This is a genomic window from Streptomyces pseudogriseolus (assembly GCA_002154585.1).
Classification (GTDB): domain Bacteria; phylum Actinomycetota; class Actinomycetes; order Streptomycetales; family Streptomycetaceae; genus Streptomyces; species Streptomyces pseudogriseolus.
This window is the reverse complement of sequence record MUNG01000216.1, coordinates 1-16611: the sequence shown is the minus strand read 5'-3', so window position 1 is coordinate 16611 and position 16611 is coordinate 1. Positions and strand designations below refer to the sequence as shown.

General features: G+C 71.5%; 19 protein-coding genes, 1 tRNA gene and 1 pseudogene. 12 read left to right on the top strand and 9 right to left on the bottom strand.

Going from position 1 to position 16611, the window contains the following annotated elements; all coding sequences use genetic code 11:
• Both CCN29_RS20195 and CCN29_RS20190 read right to left on the bottom strand, forming a co-directional pair.
• Positions 1-565 (bottom strand): annotated as a pseudogene (locus CCN29_RS20195) (ArgS-related anticodon-binding protein NrtL); the annotation flags it as partial.
• 80 nt (positions 566-645) lie between these two features.
• Entirely contained in the window at positions 646-1122 is a 477-nt protein-coding gene (locus CCN29_RS20190; RefSeq protein ID WP_189404551.1) for a response regulator, read from the bottom strand.
• Between the two features lie 135 nt (positions 1123-1257).
• Between CCN29_RS20190 and CCN29_RS20185 the strand changes: the two genes are divergently transcribed.
• Positions 1258-1332 (top strand) — tRNA-Arg (locus tag CCN29_RS20185).
• A 101-nt stretch (positions 1333-1433) separates the two neighbouring features.
• On the opposite strand, the gene CCN29_RS20180 is transcribed toward CCN29_RS20185, so the two are convergent.
• Together CCN29_RS20180 and CCN29_RS20175 are read right to left on the bottom strand one after the other, a co-directional pair.
• A complete protein-coding gene (locus CCN29_RS20180) occupies positions 1434-1814 on the bottom strand; it encodes a DUF6083 domain-containing protein (protein WP_052034398.1) in 381 nt (126 codons plus the stop codon).
• Between the two features lie 311 nt (positions 1815-2125).
• The gene (locus CCN29_RS20175; protein WP_086683545.1) at positions 2126-2611 is read right to left on the bottom strand and encodes an ATP-binding protein; all 486 of its coding nucleotides are present in this window, start codon (positions 2609-2611) and stop codon (positions 2126-2128) included.
• 256 nt (positions 2612-2867) lie between these two features.
• Between CCN29_RS20175 and CCN29_RS20170 the strand changes: the two genes are divergently transcribed.
• Positions 2868-3716: a helix-turn-helix domain-containing protein gene (locus CCN29_RS20170; protein WP_086683542.1), complete on the top strand. Its 849-nt coding sequence runs from the start codon at positions 2868-2870 to the stop codon at positions 3714-3716.
• A gap of 9 nt (positions 3717-3725) precedes the next feature.
• Positions 3726-3917, top strand: coding sequence for a hypothetical protein (locus tag CCN29_RS20165; protein ID WP_086683539.1), 192 nt, complete (start codon positions 3726-3728; stop codon positions 3915-3917).
• Positions 3918-3947: 30 nt separating this feature from the next.
• On the opposite strand, the gene CCN29_RS20160 is transcribed toward CCN29_RS20165, so the two are convergent.
• A complete protein-coding gene (locus tag CCN29_RS20160) occupies positions 3948-5177 on the bottom strand; it encodes an HNH endonuclease (RefSeq protein WP_442538424.1) in 1230 nt (409 codons plus the stop codon).
• Between the two features lie 123 nt (positions 5178-5300).
• Between CCN29_RS20160 and CCN29_RS20155 the strand changes: the two genes are divergently transcribed.
• Positions 5301-5564, top strand: coding sequence for a hypothetical protein (locus CCN29_RS20155; RefSeq protein ID WP_031067433.1), 264 nt, complete (start codon positions 5301-5303; stop codon positions 5562-5564).
• Positions 5561-5974 (top strand): PIN domain-containing protein, encoded by a 414-nt coding sequence (locus CCN29_RS20150; protein WP_006134842.1) that lies wholly within the window; start codon positions 5561-5563, stop codon positions 5972-5974. Before CCN29_RS20155 ends, CCN29_RS20150 begins: the two co-directional genes overlap by 4 nt.
• A 55-nt stretch (positions 5975-6029) precedes the next feature.
• Here the strand turns inward: CCN29_RS20150 and CCN29_RS20145 are convergent, their stop codons facing one another.
• Together CCN29_RS20145 and CCN29_RS20140 are read right to left on the bottom strand one after the other, a co-directional pair.
• Positions 6030-6383, bottom strand: a complete 354-nt coding sequence (locus CCN29_RS20145) for a hypothetical protein (RefSeq protein ID WP_086683536.1) — start codon at positions 6381-6383, stop codon at positions 6030-6032.
• Positions 6370-7218 carry a class I SAM-dependent methyltransferase gene (locus CCN29_RS20140; protein ID WP_086683533.1) on the bottom strand — a complete coding sequence of 283 codons (849 nt, stop codon included), beginning with the start codon at positions 7216-7218 and terminating at the stop codon, positions 6370-6372. The genes CCN29_RS20145 and CCN29_RS20140 overlap by 14 nt, the downstream gene beginning before the upstream one ends.
• 182 nt (positions 7219-7400) lie before the next feature.
• Here CCN29_RS20140 and CCN29_RS20135 point away from each other — a divergent pair, with 182 nt between their 5' ends.
• The 6 genes from CCN29_RS20135 to CCN29_RS20110 all read left to right on the top strand — a co-directional run bounded on the left by CCN29_RS20135 (position 7401) and on the right by CCN29_RS20110 (position 13482).
• Positions 7401-8756 (top strand): sugar ABC transporter substrate-binding protein, encoded by a 1356-nt coding sequence (locus CCN29_RS20135; RefSeq protein ID WP_442538423.1) that lies wholly within the window; start codon positions 7401-7403, stop codon positions 8754-8756.
• Positions 8756-9697 carry a carbohydrate ABC transporter permease gene (locus CCN29_RS20130; protein WP_107481716.1) on the top strand — a complete coding sequence of 314 codons (942 nt, stop codon included), beginning with the start codon at positions 8756-8758 and terminating at the stop codon, positions 9695-9697. The genes CCN29_RS20135 and CCN29_RS20130 overlap by 1 nt, the downstream gene beginning before the upstream one ends.
• Complete coding sequence (locus CCN29_RS20125) at positions 9694-10554, top strand: carbohydrate ABC transporter permease (RefSeq protein WP_019522962.1); 861 nt, start codon at positions 9694-9696, stop codon at positions 10552-10554. Before CCN29_RS20130 ends, CCN29_RS20125 begins: the two co-directional genes overlap by 4 nt.
• 236 nt (positions 10555-10790) lie before the next feature.
• The gene (locus tag CCN29_RS20120; protein ID WP_086683527.1) at positions 10791-11618 is read left to right on the top strand and encodes a CPBP family intramembrane glutamic endopeptidase; all 828 of its coding nucleotides are present in this window, start codon (positions 10791-10793) and stop codon (positions 11616-11618) included.
• The gene (locus CCN29_RS20115) at positions 11615-12772 is read left to right on the top strand and encodes a sensor histidine kinase (protein ID WP_086683524.1); all 1158 of its coding nucleotides are present in this window, start codon (positions 11615-11617) and stop codon (positions 12770-12772) included. Before CCN29_RS20120 ends, CCN29_RS20115 begins: the two co-directional genes overlap by 4 nt.
• Before the next feature lie 17 nt (positions 12773-12789).
• Entirely contained in the window at positions 12790-13482 is a 693-nt protein-coding gene (locus CCN29_RS20110; RefSeq protein WP_086683521.1) for a response regulator, read from the top strand.
• A gap of 18 nt (positions 13483-13500) precedes the next feature.
• On the opposite strand, the gene CCN29_RS36045 is transcribed toward CCN29_RS20110, so the two are convergent.
• Positions 13501-13848: a hypothetical protein gene (locus tag CCN29_RS36045; RefSeq protein ID WP_442538422.1), complete on the bottom strand. Its 348-nt coding sequence runs from the start codon at positions 13846-13848 to the stop codon at positions 13501-13503.
• A gap of 231 nt (positions 13849-14079) precedes the next feature.
• The gene (locus CCN29_RS20100) at positions 14080-14595 is read right to left on the bottom strand and encodes a SigE family RNA polymerase sigma factor (protein WP_031020560.1); all 516 of its coding nucleotides are present in this window, start codon (positions 14593-14595) and stop codon (positions 14080-14082) included.
• A 455-nt stretch (positions 14596-15050) separates the two neighbouring features.
• On the opposite strand from CCN29_RS20100, the gene CCN29_RS20095 reads away from it, so the two are divergent.
• On the top strand, positions 15051-16611 hold a 1561-nt coding region (locus CCN29_RS20095; protein ID WP_442538421.1), incomplete at its 3' end, for a beta-ketoacyl-[acyl-carrier-protein] synthase family protein.

Below are 16611 nucleotides of genomic sequence, written 5' to 3'. Positions count from 1 at the left end.
GGAGGGGGCGGAGGGGGGTGTCGCTGCTGGCGATGGTGATGTCGCTGGGGACGCCGAGGATGCGTACCCAGGCGTCCTGGGGTGGGCGGGCGCAGTGCATATGGGGGCTGGCCCCCTGCGACCGGAGCACCCGGGCGACGGAGTCCATGAGGACGAGGGCGCGGATCTCGGGGGCGGCGTGGAGTGCCGGCGCCTGCCCGGCGAGGTCGTGGGTGTGCCCGTACCGGGGGCCGGCGCGGAGGATGTCGCGGACGAGGCGTGCGAGACGGGCGTCGGCGCCGCCGGCGAGGGAGATGTTGAGGAACCCGGGCCCGGTGACGACGACGTCATGGATCCCGTCGGTACGGAGAAGTCGGGTCCGCAGCAGCTCGGCGACGGCGGGGGCGGGCTGCCCGGCCGGGCGGGCGAGCTGGAGGGCGACGTTGGTGGCGTAGTCACCGCAGCCTCCGGGCCCGGGGGGCGCGACGACGACGCGCTCGGGCAACACGGCCACGGCGAGTTCTCCCTCGTCGACGGCACGACGCACCGCGTGCAGCACGGTGCGGGAGAGCTCGACGGGGGTCACGGGACAAGCGTAGGCGAGGAGGGGGGTGGGTAGGCGAGCAGGTTAGGGGCCTGTCCCGGGATGTGGACGAGGGTGGACAGCTAGGCGTGCCCGGCGGCGGCCTCGGCGTCTCCGGGCCCGCGCACATGCCCGACGGGGGCGTCGATCAGGGACCGCACAACCCTCACAAGCTCCTGCGGATCGAAGGGCTTGGCAAGAAAGGCGTCGACGCCGACATCGAGGCCGCTCTCGACCTCGTGCTGGGTGCAGGCGGAGACGATGAGGAGGGGGACGCCGGCGGTCCGCGGGTCGGACCGCAGCCGCCCGGCGGTTCTGAGCCCGTTCAGCCGGGGCATGACGACGTCCAGGGTGATGAGGTCGGGCCGCACCTGATGCACGACTTCCAGACACTCGGCACCATCGGCCGCGGTCACCACCTCGAAGCCCTCCAGCTCGAGGTTGACCCTGATCAACTGCCGGATGACCTTGTTGTCGTCCACCACAAGAACCCGGCCCGAAGTGCTCGGCACGACTCGAGAGTAGGTCGGGACCGGCCACCGCGTCCGGCGTTTCCCCACTTCCACCCCGTTCGGGGTACGGGGCGCACGGGGAGTCGATCGGGGCGACCGGCGCCGGACGGGGAAAGTGGTTCATGACCACCCCCGGAGAACTGGTAGTGTTCTACCCGTCGCCGCGATCACCGCGACCGACACGCCCCCGTAGCTCAGGGGATAGAGCAACGGCCTCCGGAGCCGTGTGCGCAGGTTCGAATCCTGCCGGGGGCACCATCGATTAGGTGCCCAAAGACCCCGTCACCAGCGGAAACGCTGAGGCCGGGGTCTTGGCGTATGTGCATCCAGATGCAGCGCCGTAGTTCCCGAAGCAGACATCAGCCGGCGTCCGGCCACTGTTCCGGAGGCGTGCGCGGTTTCGGATCGGTCTGCCGCTCCACTCGCCGCGCGTTCTCGATCCGCAGGCTTGTCAGCCACGGCCACAGGTCCGGCAGAGGCTGCGCCGGACAAGCGAGATCGTGTTCGATTCGGCACCGCTGGAATTGATCCGGCGGACACACCCCGTAGACCGTCACCCTCCCATCGGACAGTTCGATCCATCGGCGGTCCGCCGGCACCGTGTGGGCCAGCGGACGCATGTCCGGTTCCAACAGCACCCAGTCATGATCGAGCGTCGCCACCCAATCCCCTAACAGCCCGCACCGCGGACACCGGGACTGTCCACCATCCAGCCGCCGCGGTTCCCCTGAAGCCCCCATACCGCGAGGGTCGCGACCCCGGCACTCCGGGCGTAGAGCGCCAGCCGGACAATTTTTCTTGAGGCGACCGACTATCAGCGGGGCGGAACACAACACGGCAGGTGCAGATTGCAACCAACGGCCAAACCGCACATGGCCGAGAGATGGTGAAAGCCCGCTGGCACGAGTGGACTGGAAGGCTCACAGCGAGGTCAGAAGCGCCGTCGCGGACGCTCACATCGGAGAGGATCGCCGCGAACCCAGCACTCGCGGTTCGGCAGGTCTCCTGAGAACCGAAGTCTCAAGTAACGGTGCCGACTCCGTCGAGTTGGTCAGCCGGTCAGACAGTGCGGGCAGGGCTGTGCCGTGGGACCCGGCCGTCCAACTGTCCCATCGGGTCGCGTGCCTTGGCGGAGAGACAGGCCCGCGATCACGGAGGTTCCTCGTGTGGGGCGGGGGCGGACGGTCCAGGCGGTGGCGAGGCTGTCGACGAGGAGCAGGCCGCGGCCGTTTGCGGAGGCCGCGTCCGGGTGGGACAGTGCGGGCTTGCCAGTGCCGGTGCCGGGGTCGGAGACGGCGAGCCAGTAGTGGCCGTCGGCCGGCCACAGCACGAGTTCGATGAGGTCCTCGTCCTTTCGGCAGCTCCCGTGGCGAATGGCGTTGGTGACCAGTTCCGAGGTCAGCAGGCTCAGGTCGTCGCCCAAGAGCGGGCGGAGGGTGTGCGGCAGTGTTTCGGTGACGGCGTGGCGGGCCCTCCGTACGGAGGCGGGGTGGGCAGGAAAGTGCCAGTGAGCGGGTACCACGGGGATTTCGGGCATGACGAACTCCAGTGCTTCTGTGAGGGTTCGGGAATCGCCGGTGGCCTGCCGCCCTGGTCGTGGGCACACCCGTCCCAGGGCAGGCGGGCGTGCTCGCGCGGTGCACTTCCGGCGTTGCTGTGTGTAGCGTGCGCGATACCGACAGTAGAGCAGCCAGTGGTAAATTTCCCACGCGCTCCAGAGAATTCACCACGGAGAGGTAGGGCGGCCTCCGGGCGCCGCTACGCGACCCCTGCCTCGGATGGAAGGAATCCCAATGCCCCCGAGGACTACCCCCACAGAACGGCAGAAGCGGCTGGGAAGTGAGCTGCGGCGCATCCGTACCGTGTCAGGGATGTCCGCGGAGTTCGCGGCGGGGCTACTGGGTGTGGACCGGGGCAAGATTTCCAACATCGAGTCCGGAGTCCGGACCATCAGTGCCGACCGCCTGCGCACCTTGGCCTGCAACTGTGACGTGACCGATGAGACGTACATCGAGGCGCTCATCGAGATGGCCCAGGCGAGTACGGGCTGGTGGGAGCGCTACCGAGGCATCCTGCCCCAAGGCTTGCTGGACATCGCCGAGGTCGAAAGCCACGCGGTGCGCATGCGCGGCGCCAACACCGTGCACGTGCCCGGTCTGCTCCAGACCTCGGAACAGGCGATGGCCATCTTCCGGGCCGCGGTTCCCGCCCTGCCCGAGCACGAGGTCGCCCTGCGGCTTGCGCTGCGTGCCGAACGCCAACAGGTGATCACCGGCGACAAAGCGGTCCCGTACGTCGCGGTCATCCATGAGGCGGCGCTCCGCATGCAGTTCGGCGGAACCGAAGTCGCCCGCGCCCAGTTGGAGTTCCTTCTGGAAGCCTCTGAGCGGGACAACGTCACCCTGCTTGTTCTGCCCTTCGCCCACGGTGCCTTCCCTGGTGCCGGGCAGACGGTCGTCCACATCGAAGGGCCCGTCCCGCAGCTCGATACGGTGCAGGTGGACAGCTCTCACGGGCCCACCTTCCTCCACGCCGAGGGTCAGTTGGCGAAATACCGGGCACAGCTCGATCTGTTGGAAAGTCTGGCTCTGTCGCCAGAGCGGTCCCGAGATTTCATCCGCGACATCTCACGCCAACTATGAGGAGTATCGATGCCCGACATCACCTGGGAGGCCCCGTTCTGCGCTGAGGGCAGTTCCTGCTTCCGCCTCGGTACCGATGCCGACGGCAACGGGTACATAGCCGTCGTCGGTCAGGAGGAGAGCCCCCTCATCGACTCCCTCGAAGCCCTCCGCACCCTCATCACCGACATCAAAGCCGGTAAGGCCGACCACCTGCTGTAGAGCCCGCGACGCCCCCGGTCACGGGTCGAGTCAGCCGGCCGCTGGCTTTCGAGCGTTGAGGTTGCAGAGGTCCCGGTGGTAGGCGACGTGCGCCTCGTCGATCGGTTGTCCCGGGGCGCGGCGGAGGGGGCGGGGGGTGCGGTCGCCTCTCGTACCCCTGACCAGGCCCTCGTTGTCGACGTAGATTTCCAAGCCGTCGAACAGGACGTGGCAGTTCGCGCACAGGCACAGGAGGTTCTGGAGTTCGTCGGGGCCGTGGTGAGGGCTGCCCAGGCCTCTTATGTGCGCGGCCTCGCTGTACGGGCGGTTCAGGTAGCGGAGGGCCGTGTCGCAGACTTGGCATCGGTCGTCCTCCAGCTCCTTGACCTTTCTGGCGAGGGCTTCGTCACGGACGATGACGGAGCGGGTTGCCTCACGGCGCGGTGCGGGGCCGGCTGACCGCCCGTACTCGTCCGTGTCAGCGCCGCCGGGCTCCTCCGCCCATGGGGTCAACGGGCCACCAGCTGTGGTGTAGCCCGACAGACCTATTCGAGAGAACAGGGCCTGGCGGTCGATGTCCCCGAGGTACGTCTCGCAGATCGTGGCGATGGCCTCCAGGCGGGTCACCGGGTCGCAGAGGAGGTCTGCGGTCTCCGCTGTGAAGCCAGCCTGCGGGTGGTGCTCGTTGAAGAGGCCCACGTTCGGCATCCTCATGGCGAGCTCGGCCGGTATGCCCCGGACCTCCCACAGTTCGCTGCCCTGGAGGTGCCAGAACGGATACTCCGGTGTCGCCTTCGCGTTGGGGAGGCCGAACTCGACCAGGAGCGGACCGACTTCGTCACGGAAGGTCGGCCACGGAGTCAGGCGAGGACGGTCATCGGCCGCGCGGGCCATCGCCCACAGCAGGCTCAACGGCTGGTGGCGGCTCGGGGCCGGGTTTCCGGGGCCTCGGGAGACCCTGAGTTGCCGCAGGCGTGCCAGCAGACCGGCGCGGTTGTCGGAGGGCGCCCCGGTCTCCACCACGAAGCCGAGCTCGCGCAGGCATCGCGCCACTGTGGCCGCACCGCCGCTGAAGTCCGCCGCGCTCAGGAAGTCCCCCGTGGCGTAGCCGTGGGCGACGCCCGCGATGGCCTTCGAGTCGTAGCGGCGACCGTCCAAAACCAGCTGGTACGACCTGGCTCGCCCGAAACCGTACGTCCGGAGGAACTCCTCCCGGCCCAGACGGCGGAACTCCTCGGTTGCCGCGATGACGTGCTCGTGCCTGATGTCCCCAAGCCCCATACGAGGCAGGCTAGTCGGACGGTATGACAAGTCGTACATGCATAGGGCGGCGGTCGTGCAGGTCTCTCCCGCCTCAGCCCCCATATCGCTCATAGCGGTAGCATCCGAGGTAGCATGAAGAGCATGAGTGAGCCTACCCAGAAGTACTCGATCACGATGCCCCGGGACATCGCCGAGGCCGCTCGTGCGCGCAGTGGTCCCTCCGGCCTGTCGTCCTACGTCGCCGCGGCCGTCGCCCGTCAGATCGAGCGTGACAACCTCAACGACCTCATCCAGGTCGCCGAGGCGGAGCACGGCCCTGTGACAGAAGAAGAGATCCAGGCTCTGCGGGACCAGCTCCACCAGGCTCGCGAGCAGCAGCGCCGGAACGGGGCGGACGCGGCGTGACGCCCTCCCCCGCCACCCCCGGTGGCACCCTGGTCCTCGACAGCGAGGGGCTGGCCAAAGCCGTTCTGCGCGACCGCACGGTGACCGCCTGGCTCGCTCTGGCGCGCGCCGACGACCTGCGCGTGATCACATCGGCAGCCACCCTTGTCGAAGTGGTACACCCCCGGATCAACCGACCGGCTCTGGAGTGGACCCTTTCGCGCCTGGTGGTCGAACCGGTCAGCGAGCCGATCGCCCGGCGAGCAGCCGCCCTCCTCGCCGACGCCGGCTTGCACGGGCACAAGTACGCCATCGACGCCATGCTCTGCGCCACCGCCCTCGCCGCGCCCGGCCCGGTCACGGTCCTCACCTCCGACCCGGAAGACCTGACAGCGCTCGGCGGCGGGCGTATCACCGTCATCAAGGTTTGACTGCGGCGCTCAGCCTTCGCGCTTCCCGGTCGTCCTGCTGTCGGCCGCACGGACGTCACCCACGCGTCTCCCTGAGCAGGTCGCCCTCCTCGTCGTACAGCTCCAGCGTGTACGACAGTCCGAAGCGGTCGAGGAGAGCCGCCAGGTCGGTGAAGCGGGACGGGTCCATCACTCCGTTCAGGAGGACGTCCGGGCCGTCGGCCGGCTCGAGTTCGAGTTCGCACCACGTGGTGCCCACCTCGTAGCCGTACCAGGACGACGACCTCGAACTCCAGCCGTGCCGTTCGAAACGCACGGCTATCGGGGCCGCGTCCCCGTGCCCGTGCAGGATGCCGTACACGTTGTTAGACAGGTTCCCCCACTCGGGGGCGAGGTCGCCGGGCTCCCGCTCCGGCTCAGGCTCCGGCACGGGTCGCCGTCACCAGCCAGCTCCGCGAGCTCAGCCGCACCCCCACCTCCGTCGCGTACGCCGTGAACGCCTCGGCTGCCGCCTCACGCGCGCGGGCGACCGCATCCTCCGGCACGTCCCGCAGCCAGTGCCGCATCGGGCCCCAGCCGAAGAGGAACGCCGACGCGTCGGCAGGGTCCGCGCCCCAGTGCTGGTGCGTCTCCAAGGGGGTCACCTCGATCCCCTCGAACCCCGCCGCTGACAGCACCGCCCTCGTCCGGGACAGATCCGCGAACGACGCCGGGCCCGTCGCCGACGCCGCCGTCAGGTCGGGCAGCGGGGCGTGTCGCGACACCGCCGCGAACACCGCCGCCTGGTCCAGGCGGTCGAAGGACTGCGGGCAGACGAAGGCCAGCCGGCCGCCCTCCCGCAGCGCCCCCGCGATGTTCCCGAACGCCGCCACCGGGTCCGCGAAGAACATGACGCCGTAGCGGCTCACGGCCGCGTCGAAGGCCGACCGTTCGAAGGGGTGAACCTGGGCGTCGCCCTGGACGTGGGTGACGTTGTGGAGGCCTTCGGTCTCGGCGGTCGTGCGGGCGCGTTCCAGCATCGGTGCCGACAGGTCGATGCCCACCGCGTGCCGTGCGCGGCGGGCCGCCAGTCGCGTCACGCTGCCGTTGCCGCAGCCGATGTCCAGGACCGTGTCGGTGTCGCGGAGGGCGGCCGCGTTCAGGAGCGGGGCGTTCAGTTCGTCGTTCAGGGCGTCGTAGCGCGCCTGGTGGTCGGCCCAGTGCCGGCCCTCGTAGCCGTTCCAGGCCTCGTACTGGTGCGTGTTCGTGATGGGGGTGTCCGCCATGGGTTCATCGTGCCCCCACCCCATGAACGCCGCGCCCTGTTCGCGTCAGCCGCGCCCTGTGTGGTCCCTGGGACAACCACCCTATCGTTCATGTATGTAAATGTTGTTCATTCTATTGATTCGATACCGCCCCTCTGCGTAGAGTCCCGCCACCTCGCCCGTACGAATGGACGGAGCCTCCCGTGTCGAACCAACTCCGCACGCCAGTACGAAGGCGGCGGCTCGGCGCGCTTGCCGCCGTGGTCGTCGCAGCCGCCGTCACCGCCACCGGGTGTTCCTCGGGCTCCTCGGGTCAACAGCAGGACGAATCCGCGCCGTTGGAGGTGTGGATCCGGCAGGACGCCGGGAGTCCGGCCGCCGAGTCGGCGGAGGCGCTCACCAAGGCGTTCACCGAGAAGAGCGGCATCGAGGCCAAGCTGGTCGCCGTCGGTGTGAACGACTTCGAGACCAAGCTCCAGCAGCGCACCGCGCAGAAGGACCTCCCCGACATCGTCATCAACGACACCGGCCAGCTGGGCAATCTCGTGACTCAGGGGCTCGTGCGCGAGGTGGACCGGGAGGGGGTCGCCGGGAGCGGTGATCTCGCCGACCGCGCCTGGGAGGCGGCGCAGGGGTACGACGGCAAGTACTACGGGGTGCCCTTCAACTCGCAGGCCTTCGCTTTTCTCATACGGAAGGACTGGCGGGAAGCCGTGGGGGCCGAGGTGCCCTCCTCCTGGGACGAGCTGATCCAGCTCGCCGTCACCTTCACGAACGAGGATCCCGACGGCAACGGCAAGAACGACACCGCCGGCATGGTCGTGCCCGGCGGCACCACCCGCGGCTATCTGACCTGGTGGTTCGCCACCATGCTCTGGTCGGAGGGCGGCGACTTCGTCAGGAAGGACGGGGACGGGTTCGTCGCCGCCGTCGACGATCCCGCCTCCGTCAAGGCCGTCGAGAAGCTCCAGGCCATGTTCTGCGACTCCAAGGTCGTGCAGCCGGGCGCCAGCACCGCCGACTCCGCCACCACCCACACCGTGTTCGAGAGCGGCAAGGGCGGAATCTATCTGACCGGGCCGTACATGTTGCCGCGGTTCGACGGGTCGCTCGGCAAGGAGAAGTACGAGGTCGTCGCCGCCCCGCCCGGTGCCGGCGGCGAGGCGGCTGCCCTGGCCGAGGGCGAGAACGTCTATCTGATGGCCGGGTCCGCCAACGAGAAGGGGCAGCAGGCGTTCGCCGAGTTCGCCGCCTCCCCCGCCGGGCAGAAGATCGGCCTCGGACTCGACAACGGCGGCATCATCGTCCGGCTCCCGGTCAACACCACCGTGGACGGCGCCGCCGAGCGCAAGGACCCCCGCTGGGACGTCTTCCAGAAGGTGTACGACGAGCACGGCCGCAACGCGCCCGCGCTGCCCAACTGGGCGACCGTCCGTCAGATCTCGGCCGAGGGGCTGAACGGCGTGGTCTCCGAGTGCTCCCGTGACGTCGCCGGCGCCATGGGCGAACTCGCCGACGAGATCGACGCCGAGCTCGAGAAGCAGGGGGCCGCGGGCTGATGACGGCGACCGAGGCGCGGGCTTCGTCGCCGAAGACGCGGGTGCGGCGTCCGGCCCGTCCGGCGGCGCCGGTGTGGTCGCGGCTGCGGCGGGGCGCGACGCCGTGGCTGTTCCTCGCTCCGGCGCTGCTGCTCTTCCTGTACTTCAAGTTCATTCCGATGGCACAGGCCGTGCGGATGAGCTTCGAGGAGGTGCGGCCGTTCCTCGGCAACACCTACGTCGGGGGCGAGAACTACGCCGAGATCGCGGGGAGTTCCGACTTCGGCGCGGCCGTGTGGCACACGGTCGTGCTGGCGGTGGCGACGACGGCCGGCTCGATCGTGCTGGGGCTCGCGCTGGCGCTGCTGCTGGAGGGGCAGACGCGCGCGCTGTGGTTCGTCCGGTCGGCGATCTTCCTGCCGGTGGTCACGGCGATGGCGGTGGTCGCCGAGGTGTGGCGGGTCATGTACTACCCGGCGGAGGGCGGCGCGCTGAACTCGGTGCTCGGCGTGCTCGGTCTGGGACCGAGCGAGTTCCTCAACTCCCCCGACAGCTCGCTCGCGTCCATCGCCTTCGTCGGCATCTGGCGGGGAGCGCCGTACGACATGATGATCTTCCTGGCCGGGCTGGCGGGGGTGGACCGGGTGCTCTACGAGGCGTCCGCGGTCGACGGCGCCTCGCGGTGGCGGCGGATCTGGCACGTCACCCTGCCGGGACTGCGGCCGGTGTTCGCCATTCTGCTGACGCTTGCCGCGATCCGGGGCCTGCGCGTGTTCACCGAGGTGTTCCTGCTGACCAACGGCGGGCCCGACGGCTCCACCGAGGTGCTGCTGACGCTGACGTACAAACTCGGGCTCGAACGGAACGAGTTGGGTGTCGCGGCGGCCGGGACCGTGCTGCTGTTCCTGGTGCTGCTGGTGCTGACCGTGGTGTCGCGGCTGCGCCGGAGGGAGGTCCGATGAGGAACGAGACGGCGCTCGGACTGGCGGAGGCGCGCGGGCCGTGGGCGCGGGTGCTGCGGTTCGTGCTGTACGCCGCGCTGTTCATGGTGTTCGCGGGGCCGCTGCTCGCGCTGATGGTCGGCGCGTTCACCCCGACCGTCGATCCCACGCAGTTCACCCTGTGGCCCGACCGGCTGTCCCTGGACAACCTGGAGCGGGCGGTCGACCGCAACGTCCTCGACTACCTGCTCAACTCCTTCCTCGTGGTGGGCGGCGGTCTGGCGCTCCAGGTGCTGGTGAGCGTGTTCGCCGGATACGCGCTGGCCCGCAAGCGGTTCCGGGGGTCGGCGGTGGTGCTGGTGCTGATCCTGGCGACGATGATGCTGCCGGAGGAGGTGCTGGCCGTGCCGCTGTCGGTGCTGCTGGCGGACCTGCCGCTGCTGCACGTCAGCCTGGTCGGCTCGCTGGTCGGCATGATCGTGCCGGTCGCCGCCTGGGGGTTCTCCATCCTGGTGATGACCGAGTTCATGAAGGAGATCCCGAAGGAGCTGGAGGAGTCGGCGCGGCTGGACGGCGCGGGCGAGTTCCGGGTGTTCTGGCAGGTGGTGCTGCCGCTGTGCCGGCCCGCGCTGGGCGTCATCGGCATCTTCGGCTTCACGATGATCTGGGACCAGTACATGCTGCCGCTGCTGGTCGCCACCGACCCTGCGCAGTACACCCTGCCGCTGGCGCTGCGCTCCCTGCGCTCCGACGACCAGGTGGGCATCGGTGTGCTGCTGGTGGGCGCGTTCCTTGCGATGCTGCCGTCGGTGCTGGCGTTCCTCGCGCTTCAGCGGTCCTTCATCCGGGGGCTCACCTCGGGGGCGGTGAAGGGGTGATCCCGGCGGGCCCGCCTTGCGATGTGACTTTGGCGGGCCCGACTCGGGAAGTGACCCTCACGGGCCCGCCCCGGGACACCCCTGGGGGACACCGCCCGCCCTGTCCCCCGTAGGAGCTACGCGCGGGTGTCCACCCGGTGGTGACGCTTCCCGCGGCGCGTCTCCGTAGCGTCGGGAGGGTCGGAGCGGCGGTGCTGTCACCGCCGCGTTCCCCCCTTCCGCTCGAGGAGCAAGTCGTGCGTGTCGTCTGGCAGTTGCTGGCCGTGGTGGTGGTGTCCCTGATCGGGGGACAGAGCGCGGCCGCGGTCCAGGACAATCCGTGGGCCACCCTGGGCGTCGGCCTGGTGACGGCGGTGCTGGCCGTGTACGTCTACGCCTGGGTGGTGGGGCGGACCGAGAAGCGGCCGGTCACGGAGGTGGCCCGGAAGGGCGCCGTAGGCGCGGTCGGGCGGGGTGTGCTGCTCGGCACGCTGGTGTTCGCGTCCGTGGTCGCCAACATCGCCTACCTCGGGCACTACGAGGTGGACGGCTGGGGGTCGTACAGCGGTGCCGTGGGGCTGGCCGGGTTCATGGCCGGCGCCTCCGTCACGGAGGAACTCCTGTTCCGCGGCGTATTGTTCAGGACCATGGAGGAGCGGTTCGGCACGTGGGGGGCGCTGATCCCGACCAGTGTGCTGTTCGGCGCGTGGCATCTGCTGAACCCGGACGCGAGCCTGTGGGGCGCCACCGTCATCGCGCTGTCGGCGGGCCCGATGCTGGGCGCCGCGTACGTCGCCACCCGGACCCTGTGGCTGCCGATCGGACTGCACTTCGGGTGGAACTTCGCCGCCTCCGGCATCTTCAGCACCGAGGTCTCCGGCAACGACACCCAGCAGGGCCTGCTGGACGCCTCCACCTCCGGGCCGACCCTGATCAGCGGCGGTGAGTTCGGGCCCGAGGCCAGCCTGTACACGCTGGTGTTCTGGGCGCTGGTGACCGTCGGCCTCCTGTGGCTGGCCCGCCGGCGCGGTCAGATGACGCCCCGCCGCTCGCGGCGGGCCGACGCCCCCGCGCTCGCCCGGTGATCCGTCCGCACGGGCTGCGGCAGGTCTGGGGCCGACTGCACGTCACGGCCCGGGACCTGCCGCTCGCCGTGCTGCTGTGCGCGCTGGCGTTCGTCCCGAGCATGCGCGGCAGCGGCACCGACATCGGCGGGGTGGCGGAGCGTCCGTACGACGCGCTCGCCGTCGTCGCGATCGGGCTCCAGACGCTCGCGCTCACGCTGCGGCGGCGCTGGCCGGCCGTCTGCCTGACCCTCATGGCGGCCGGTTTCGCGCTGGACCAGCTGCGCGGCTACCACACGGTCGCGGGTACGGCGCTGCCGCTGGCGCTGCTCAGCGCGGGCGCCCATCTGGAGCGGTACCGGCGCACCACGGTCGCCGTCCTCTCCGTGGCGTACGTGCTGTTCGTCGCCGAGCTGGTGCGGCGCGGGACGGGCGAACCGCCCGCCGAGTTCGTGTCGTTCTACGTGGCGATGTGTCTGCTGTGGGGCGGCGGGGCGTGGCTGCGCTCGACCAGGATCGCCGAGGCGGAGCGGCGCGCTCAGGTGGCGGAGCGGACGCGGGCGGCGGAACGGGCGCGCATCGCGCGGGAGTTGCACGACGTGGTGACCCACCATGTGACCGCGATGGTGGTGCAGGCGGAGGCGGCACGCTATCTGGCCGCCGCGCCCGAACGGCTCGACGAGGCGCTGACCGCGGTCACCGACACCGGCCGGCGGGCCGTCGCCGACCTGCGGCACCTGCTGGACCTGCTGAACCCGGACCACGGGGAGGGCTCCCGCACCCCGCCGGCGGGCCGGCTGCTGACGCTGGTGGAGCAGACACGCCGGGCCGGGCAGCCGGTGGAGTTCACCGAGCAGGGCACCCCGGCGGCGGCGACCGGCAGCGCGGACCTGGTGGCGTACCGGGTGGTGCAGGAGGCCCTCACCAACGCGCTCAAGTACGCTCACGGGCAGGCGACTTCGGTTCTGGTGCGGCACAGCGGGAGGGACATCACGGTGGAGGTCGGCACGGACGGTCCCGGAACGCGGGCCGTGGCCTCGCCCGGCGGCGGCGGGCGCGGGCTGGCCGGTCTCCGGGAGCGGGTGGACGTCCTCGGCGGCGAGTTCGAGGCGGGCCCGCGCCCCGGCGGGGGGTTCGCCGTACGCGCGCGGATACCGACGGGGAGCCGGGCGTGAGCGGACGCGACCCTCGCGTGAGCGGCGCGCCCGTCCGCGAGCCGGGCGCGGGCGGCGCACCCGTACGCGTGCTCGTCTGCGACGACCAGATGCTGGTGCGCACCGGGCTGGTCACCATCATCGGCGCGCAGCCCGACATGGAGGTGACCGGCGAGTGCGCGGACGGGCGCGCCGCCGTCGACCTGGCCGCGAAGGTACGGCCGGACGTCGTCGTGATGGACGTGCGGATGCCGGTGCTCGACGGGATCGAGGCCACCCGGCTGCTGGCCGGCTCCAGGGTGCGGGACCCCGTGAAGGTGCTCGTGGTGACGACGTTCAACCTCGACGAGTACGTGTACGAGGCGCTGCGCGCGGGCGCGAGCGGGTTCCTGCTGAAGGACGCGCCGCCGGACCGGCTGCTGCACGGCATCCGGACGGTGGCGTCGGGCGCGGCGCTGCTCGACCCGGAGGTGACCCGGCAGCTCGTGGGCCGGTACGCCTCCCGGATCCGGCCCTCCGACGGCGGCGACCGCGAGATCCCGCTGACGCCGCGCGAGCTGGAGGTGCTGCGGCTCATCGCGGACGGCCTCTCCAACAGCGAGATCGCGGCGGCGCTGGTGATCAGCCAGGAGACGGTCAAGACGTTCGTGTCCCGCATCCTGTCCAAGCTGCATCTCCGGGACCGGGTGCAGGCGGTCGTCTACGCGTACCGGCGCGGGCTGGTCAACTGACGGTCAGCCATCGCCGGTTCAACGTGTGGCAGCCGTCTCGATCTGGTCGCCGTCGCGGAGCCGGTCGTGCAGCCATTCGGCGTCCGGCGCGCTGAGGCCCACCCAGCCCGTGTCGCCCGAGAGGGACCGCAGCACCTTGGCGTCGAAGGCGAGGGCGCCCGCGTACACGTGCTCGCCGTCGGGAGTGCGCAGTTCGACCAGGTAGGGCACCTTGACCTGGCGGACCTCGGTGCGGGTCTTCAGCGGCAGCACCGCGCCGGCGCTGCGGGCGACCACCGTGAGCCGGGTGCCGGGCGGGAGGCGGCCGGCGGCCCGCAGGTCGACGCGCAGCACGCGGTCGGCGAGGGTGAGGGTGTGCAGGCGCACGTCGAGGTGGCCGGGGGCGCGCCGGGCCGGTGCCGTTTGCCCGCCGCGTGGTCGGGGTGCAGGGCGAGGGTCACGACGGCGACGGCGCAGGCGGCCGTGGCCGCGGTGCCCAGCGCGAGGGTGGCCCGGCGACGGCGTGAGCGGCGGCGGGCGCGGGCGCGGACCTCGGCGGCGGGCAGGGGCGGCGGCGTCTCGTACCGGGCCGCCAACTCACGCAGGGCACCGGTGAGTTCATCCGACACGGCCGCCCTCCTCCCAGGCCGGCTCCTCGGCCTCGTCCGTCGCCAGATGGCGGGCCAGTGCCGCCCGTCCGCGGGACAGGCGGGCCTTGACCGTGCCCACCGGCGCGCCGGTCTCGGAGGCTACCTGCTCGACACTGAGGTCGCACAGATGGTGCAGCACGACCGCCATCCGCTGGGCCTCCGGGAGTTGGCGCAGGGCGGCGACCAGGGCGGTGCGGTCGGGGCCCGGTCCGGGCGTCGTCTCGGGCGGCGGGGAGTGCCGCACCAGTTCCAGCCAGCGCTTCGCGCGGCGCCAGCGGCTCACCGCGAGGCGCATGGCGACGGTGCGCACCCAGGCCTCGGGCGCCTCGTCGGCCACGAGGCGGTGGCGCCGGTCCCAGGCGCGTACGAACGCCTCCTGCACCACGTCCTGGGCCTCGCCGAGGTCCCCGGTGAAGGCGAAGAGCTGGCCGGTCAGCCGCGGGAAGGCAGCCGCGTAGAAAGCGTCGAACTCGTCCTCGTCCATGCCCTCCACCGCAGTCTCCGATCACCTGGGCCGACCCGTCCGCCGGCCGCCCCGCGGGCCGGCCGGCGGGTCGCGTACGCGGGAACGCGCCCCCGTGGGAAGACGCCGGAACCGGCTCCGGGGATCAGTCGGACCGCCGTGCCGGTGGGGGCGGAGCCCGGTGGGGCGGCCGCGCGGAACGCGACGTGCGACTCGTTCCGCAGGGGGCGGACAGGGCCGCGCACAGGGGCTTCGTGACGTTTTCCACAGTGCCACCACGCACCGGTAACTCTGCACTCCCGTAGGTCTCTTGGCGAACGTGTTCCGCGTCACCCCCCTGGTAGACCGGGGCAAATCGGACACCCTGTGAAGTGGATCGTGGCCCGTTCGCCGGTCGTACACAACACTCGGAACCGCCCGCAAAACGACAGTTCGGACCAAAGAGAGCATCCTCCTCCATGACGCACTCCCCCGAAATGCCTGAAGTGCCCATCCGTCCCTACGAGGTGACCGCCGCGGAGGTCGTCCCCGGCGACCTGTTCGCCCTGTCCGCCGAGGACGTGGCCGAGCGGCGCTGGCACGTCGTCACGCACACGCTGCCCGTCTCCCCCGAGGTGATCCGGGTCACGCTGCGGCCGCCGCTGGGCGGGGTGGACCACGAGGAGGACCTGCGGCGCGAGCAGACGGTGACCGTCGCCGGGCGGCGGGTGGACGTGGCCGAGGTGCCGCTGGTGGAGCCGGTGTCCCTGGAGGGCGTGACGTTCCGCGACGGCGACCGGCTGACCGTCCTGCGGGCGGTGGACCCGCTGGCCGACGAGGAGACGTACGTACGCCGCTGGGGCGCCTGGCACCGGGACACCACCGAGGCCGCCGACGCCCACGCCGCGACCGACGAGGAGGTGCGCCGCTGGGCCGCCGACGCCGGCCGCGACGGCACCCTCGTGCGGCACGAGCCGCGTCCCGTGCGGAAGGCGCGGGCGGCCGGACCGCGGCGCGTGGTGGTCACCGGGCTCGGCGCGGTCACCCCGCTGGGCGTGGGCACCGGCGAGCTGTGGGACGGGCTGCTCGAAGGGCGGCACGGCATACGGGAGTTGACCGACCCGGAGTTCGACGGGCTGCCGGTGCGGATCGCCGGCACGGTGCCCGTCGACCCGGCCGGGCTGCTGCCCCGGCAGGCGGCGCGCCGGATGAACCGGGCGGCCCAGTTCGCGGTGCTGGCGGCACGCGAGGCGTGGGCCGACGCCGGGTACGCCGACGGCGGCACGCGCGAGAGCGGGCTGGACCCGGAGCGGGTCGGGGTGAGCCTCGGCGCGATTCTCGGGGACGCGTCGGTGCTGGTCGGCGGCGACCGCAAGCTGCGGGACCGCGGGCCGCGGGGTGTGTCTCCGCTCACCACGCCGATGACGGTGCCGTCGCAGGCGGCCTCCCAGGTCTCCCTCGACCTGCACATCACCGGTGAGGCACGCACCGTGACCAGCGCGTGTGCCTCCGGCACGGAGGCGATCGGGCAGGCCGTCGACCGGATCCGGTACGGGCGGGTCGACGTCGCCCTGGCGGGTGGCGCCGAGGCGGTCGTCACCCCCGCGATCATGGCGTCGTTCGCGGCGATGCGGGCGCTGGCGGAGGGCGACCCGTCGCAGGGATCGCCGTCGCGGCCGTTCGCCAAGGACCGGGACGGGTTCGTCAACGGTGAGGGTGCGGGGGTGCTCGTGCTGGAGTCCGAGGAGCACGCTCGGGCGCGCGGGGCGCGGATCTACTGCGAGGCGGCGGGCTGGGGGCTGTCCGCGGACGCCCACCACGTGGCCGCGCCCGACCCGAGCGGTGACGGCATCGCGCTGGCGCTGCGGCGGGCCGTGCGGGACGCGGGCGGTGAGGTGGCGGACGTCGTCCACGTGAACGCGCATGCCACCGCGACGGTGGACGGGGATCTCGCCGAGGCGCGGGCCCTGCGGGGCGTGCTGGGCGGGCGGCCGCTTCCGGTGACCGCGCTGAAGGGGCACCTGGGGCATCTGCAGGGGGCCGCGGGCGGGGTCGAGG

Coding starts and splice junctions, on each gene's coding strand:
- CCN29_RS20180 (WP_052034398.1), bottom strand. CDS start 1,814: ATGGGGGCTTCAGGGGAACCGCGGCGGCTGGATGGTGGACAGTCCCGG.
- CCN29_RS20175 (WP_086683545.1), bottom strand. CDS start 2,611: ATGCCCGAAATCCCCGTGGTACCCGCTCACTGGCACTTTCCTGCCCAC.
- CCN29_RS20170 (WP_086683542.1), top strand. CDS start 2,868: ATGCCCCCGAGGACTACCCCCACAGAACGGCAGAAGCGGCTGGGAAGT.
- CCN29_RS20165 (WP_086683539.1), top strand. CDS start 3,726: ATGCCCGACATCACCTGGGAGGCCCCGTTCTGCGCTGAGGGCAGTTCC.
- CCN29_RS20160 (WP_442538424.1), bottom strand. CDS start 5,177: ATGGGGCTTGGGGACATCAGGCACGAGCACGTCATCGCGGCAACCGAG.
- CCN29_RS20155 (WP_031067433.1), top strand. CDS start 5,301: ATGAGTGAGCCTACCCAGAAGTACTCGATCACGATGCCCCGGGACATC.
- CCN29_RS20140 (WP_086683533.1), bottom strand. CDS start 7,218: ATGGCGGACACCCCCATCACGAACACGCACCAGTACGAGGCCTGGAAC.
- CCN29_RS20130 (WP_107481716.1), top strand. CDS start 8,756: ATGACGGCGACCGAGGCGCGGGCTTCGTCGCCGAAGACGCGGGTGCGG.
- CCN29_RS20125 (WP_019522962.1), top strand. CDS start 9,694: ATGAGGAACGAGACGGCGCTCGGACTGGCGGAGGCGCGCGGGCCGTGG.
- CCN29_RS20100 (WP_031020560.1), bottom strand. CDS start 14,595: ATGGACGAGGACGAGTTCGACGCTTTCTACGCGGCTGCCTTCCCGCGG.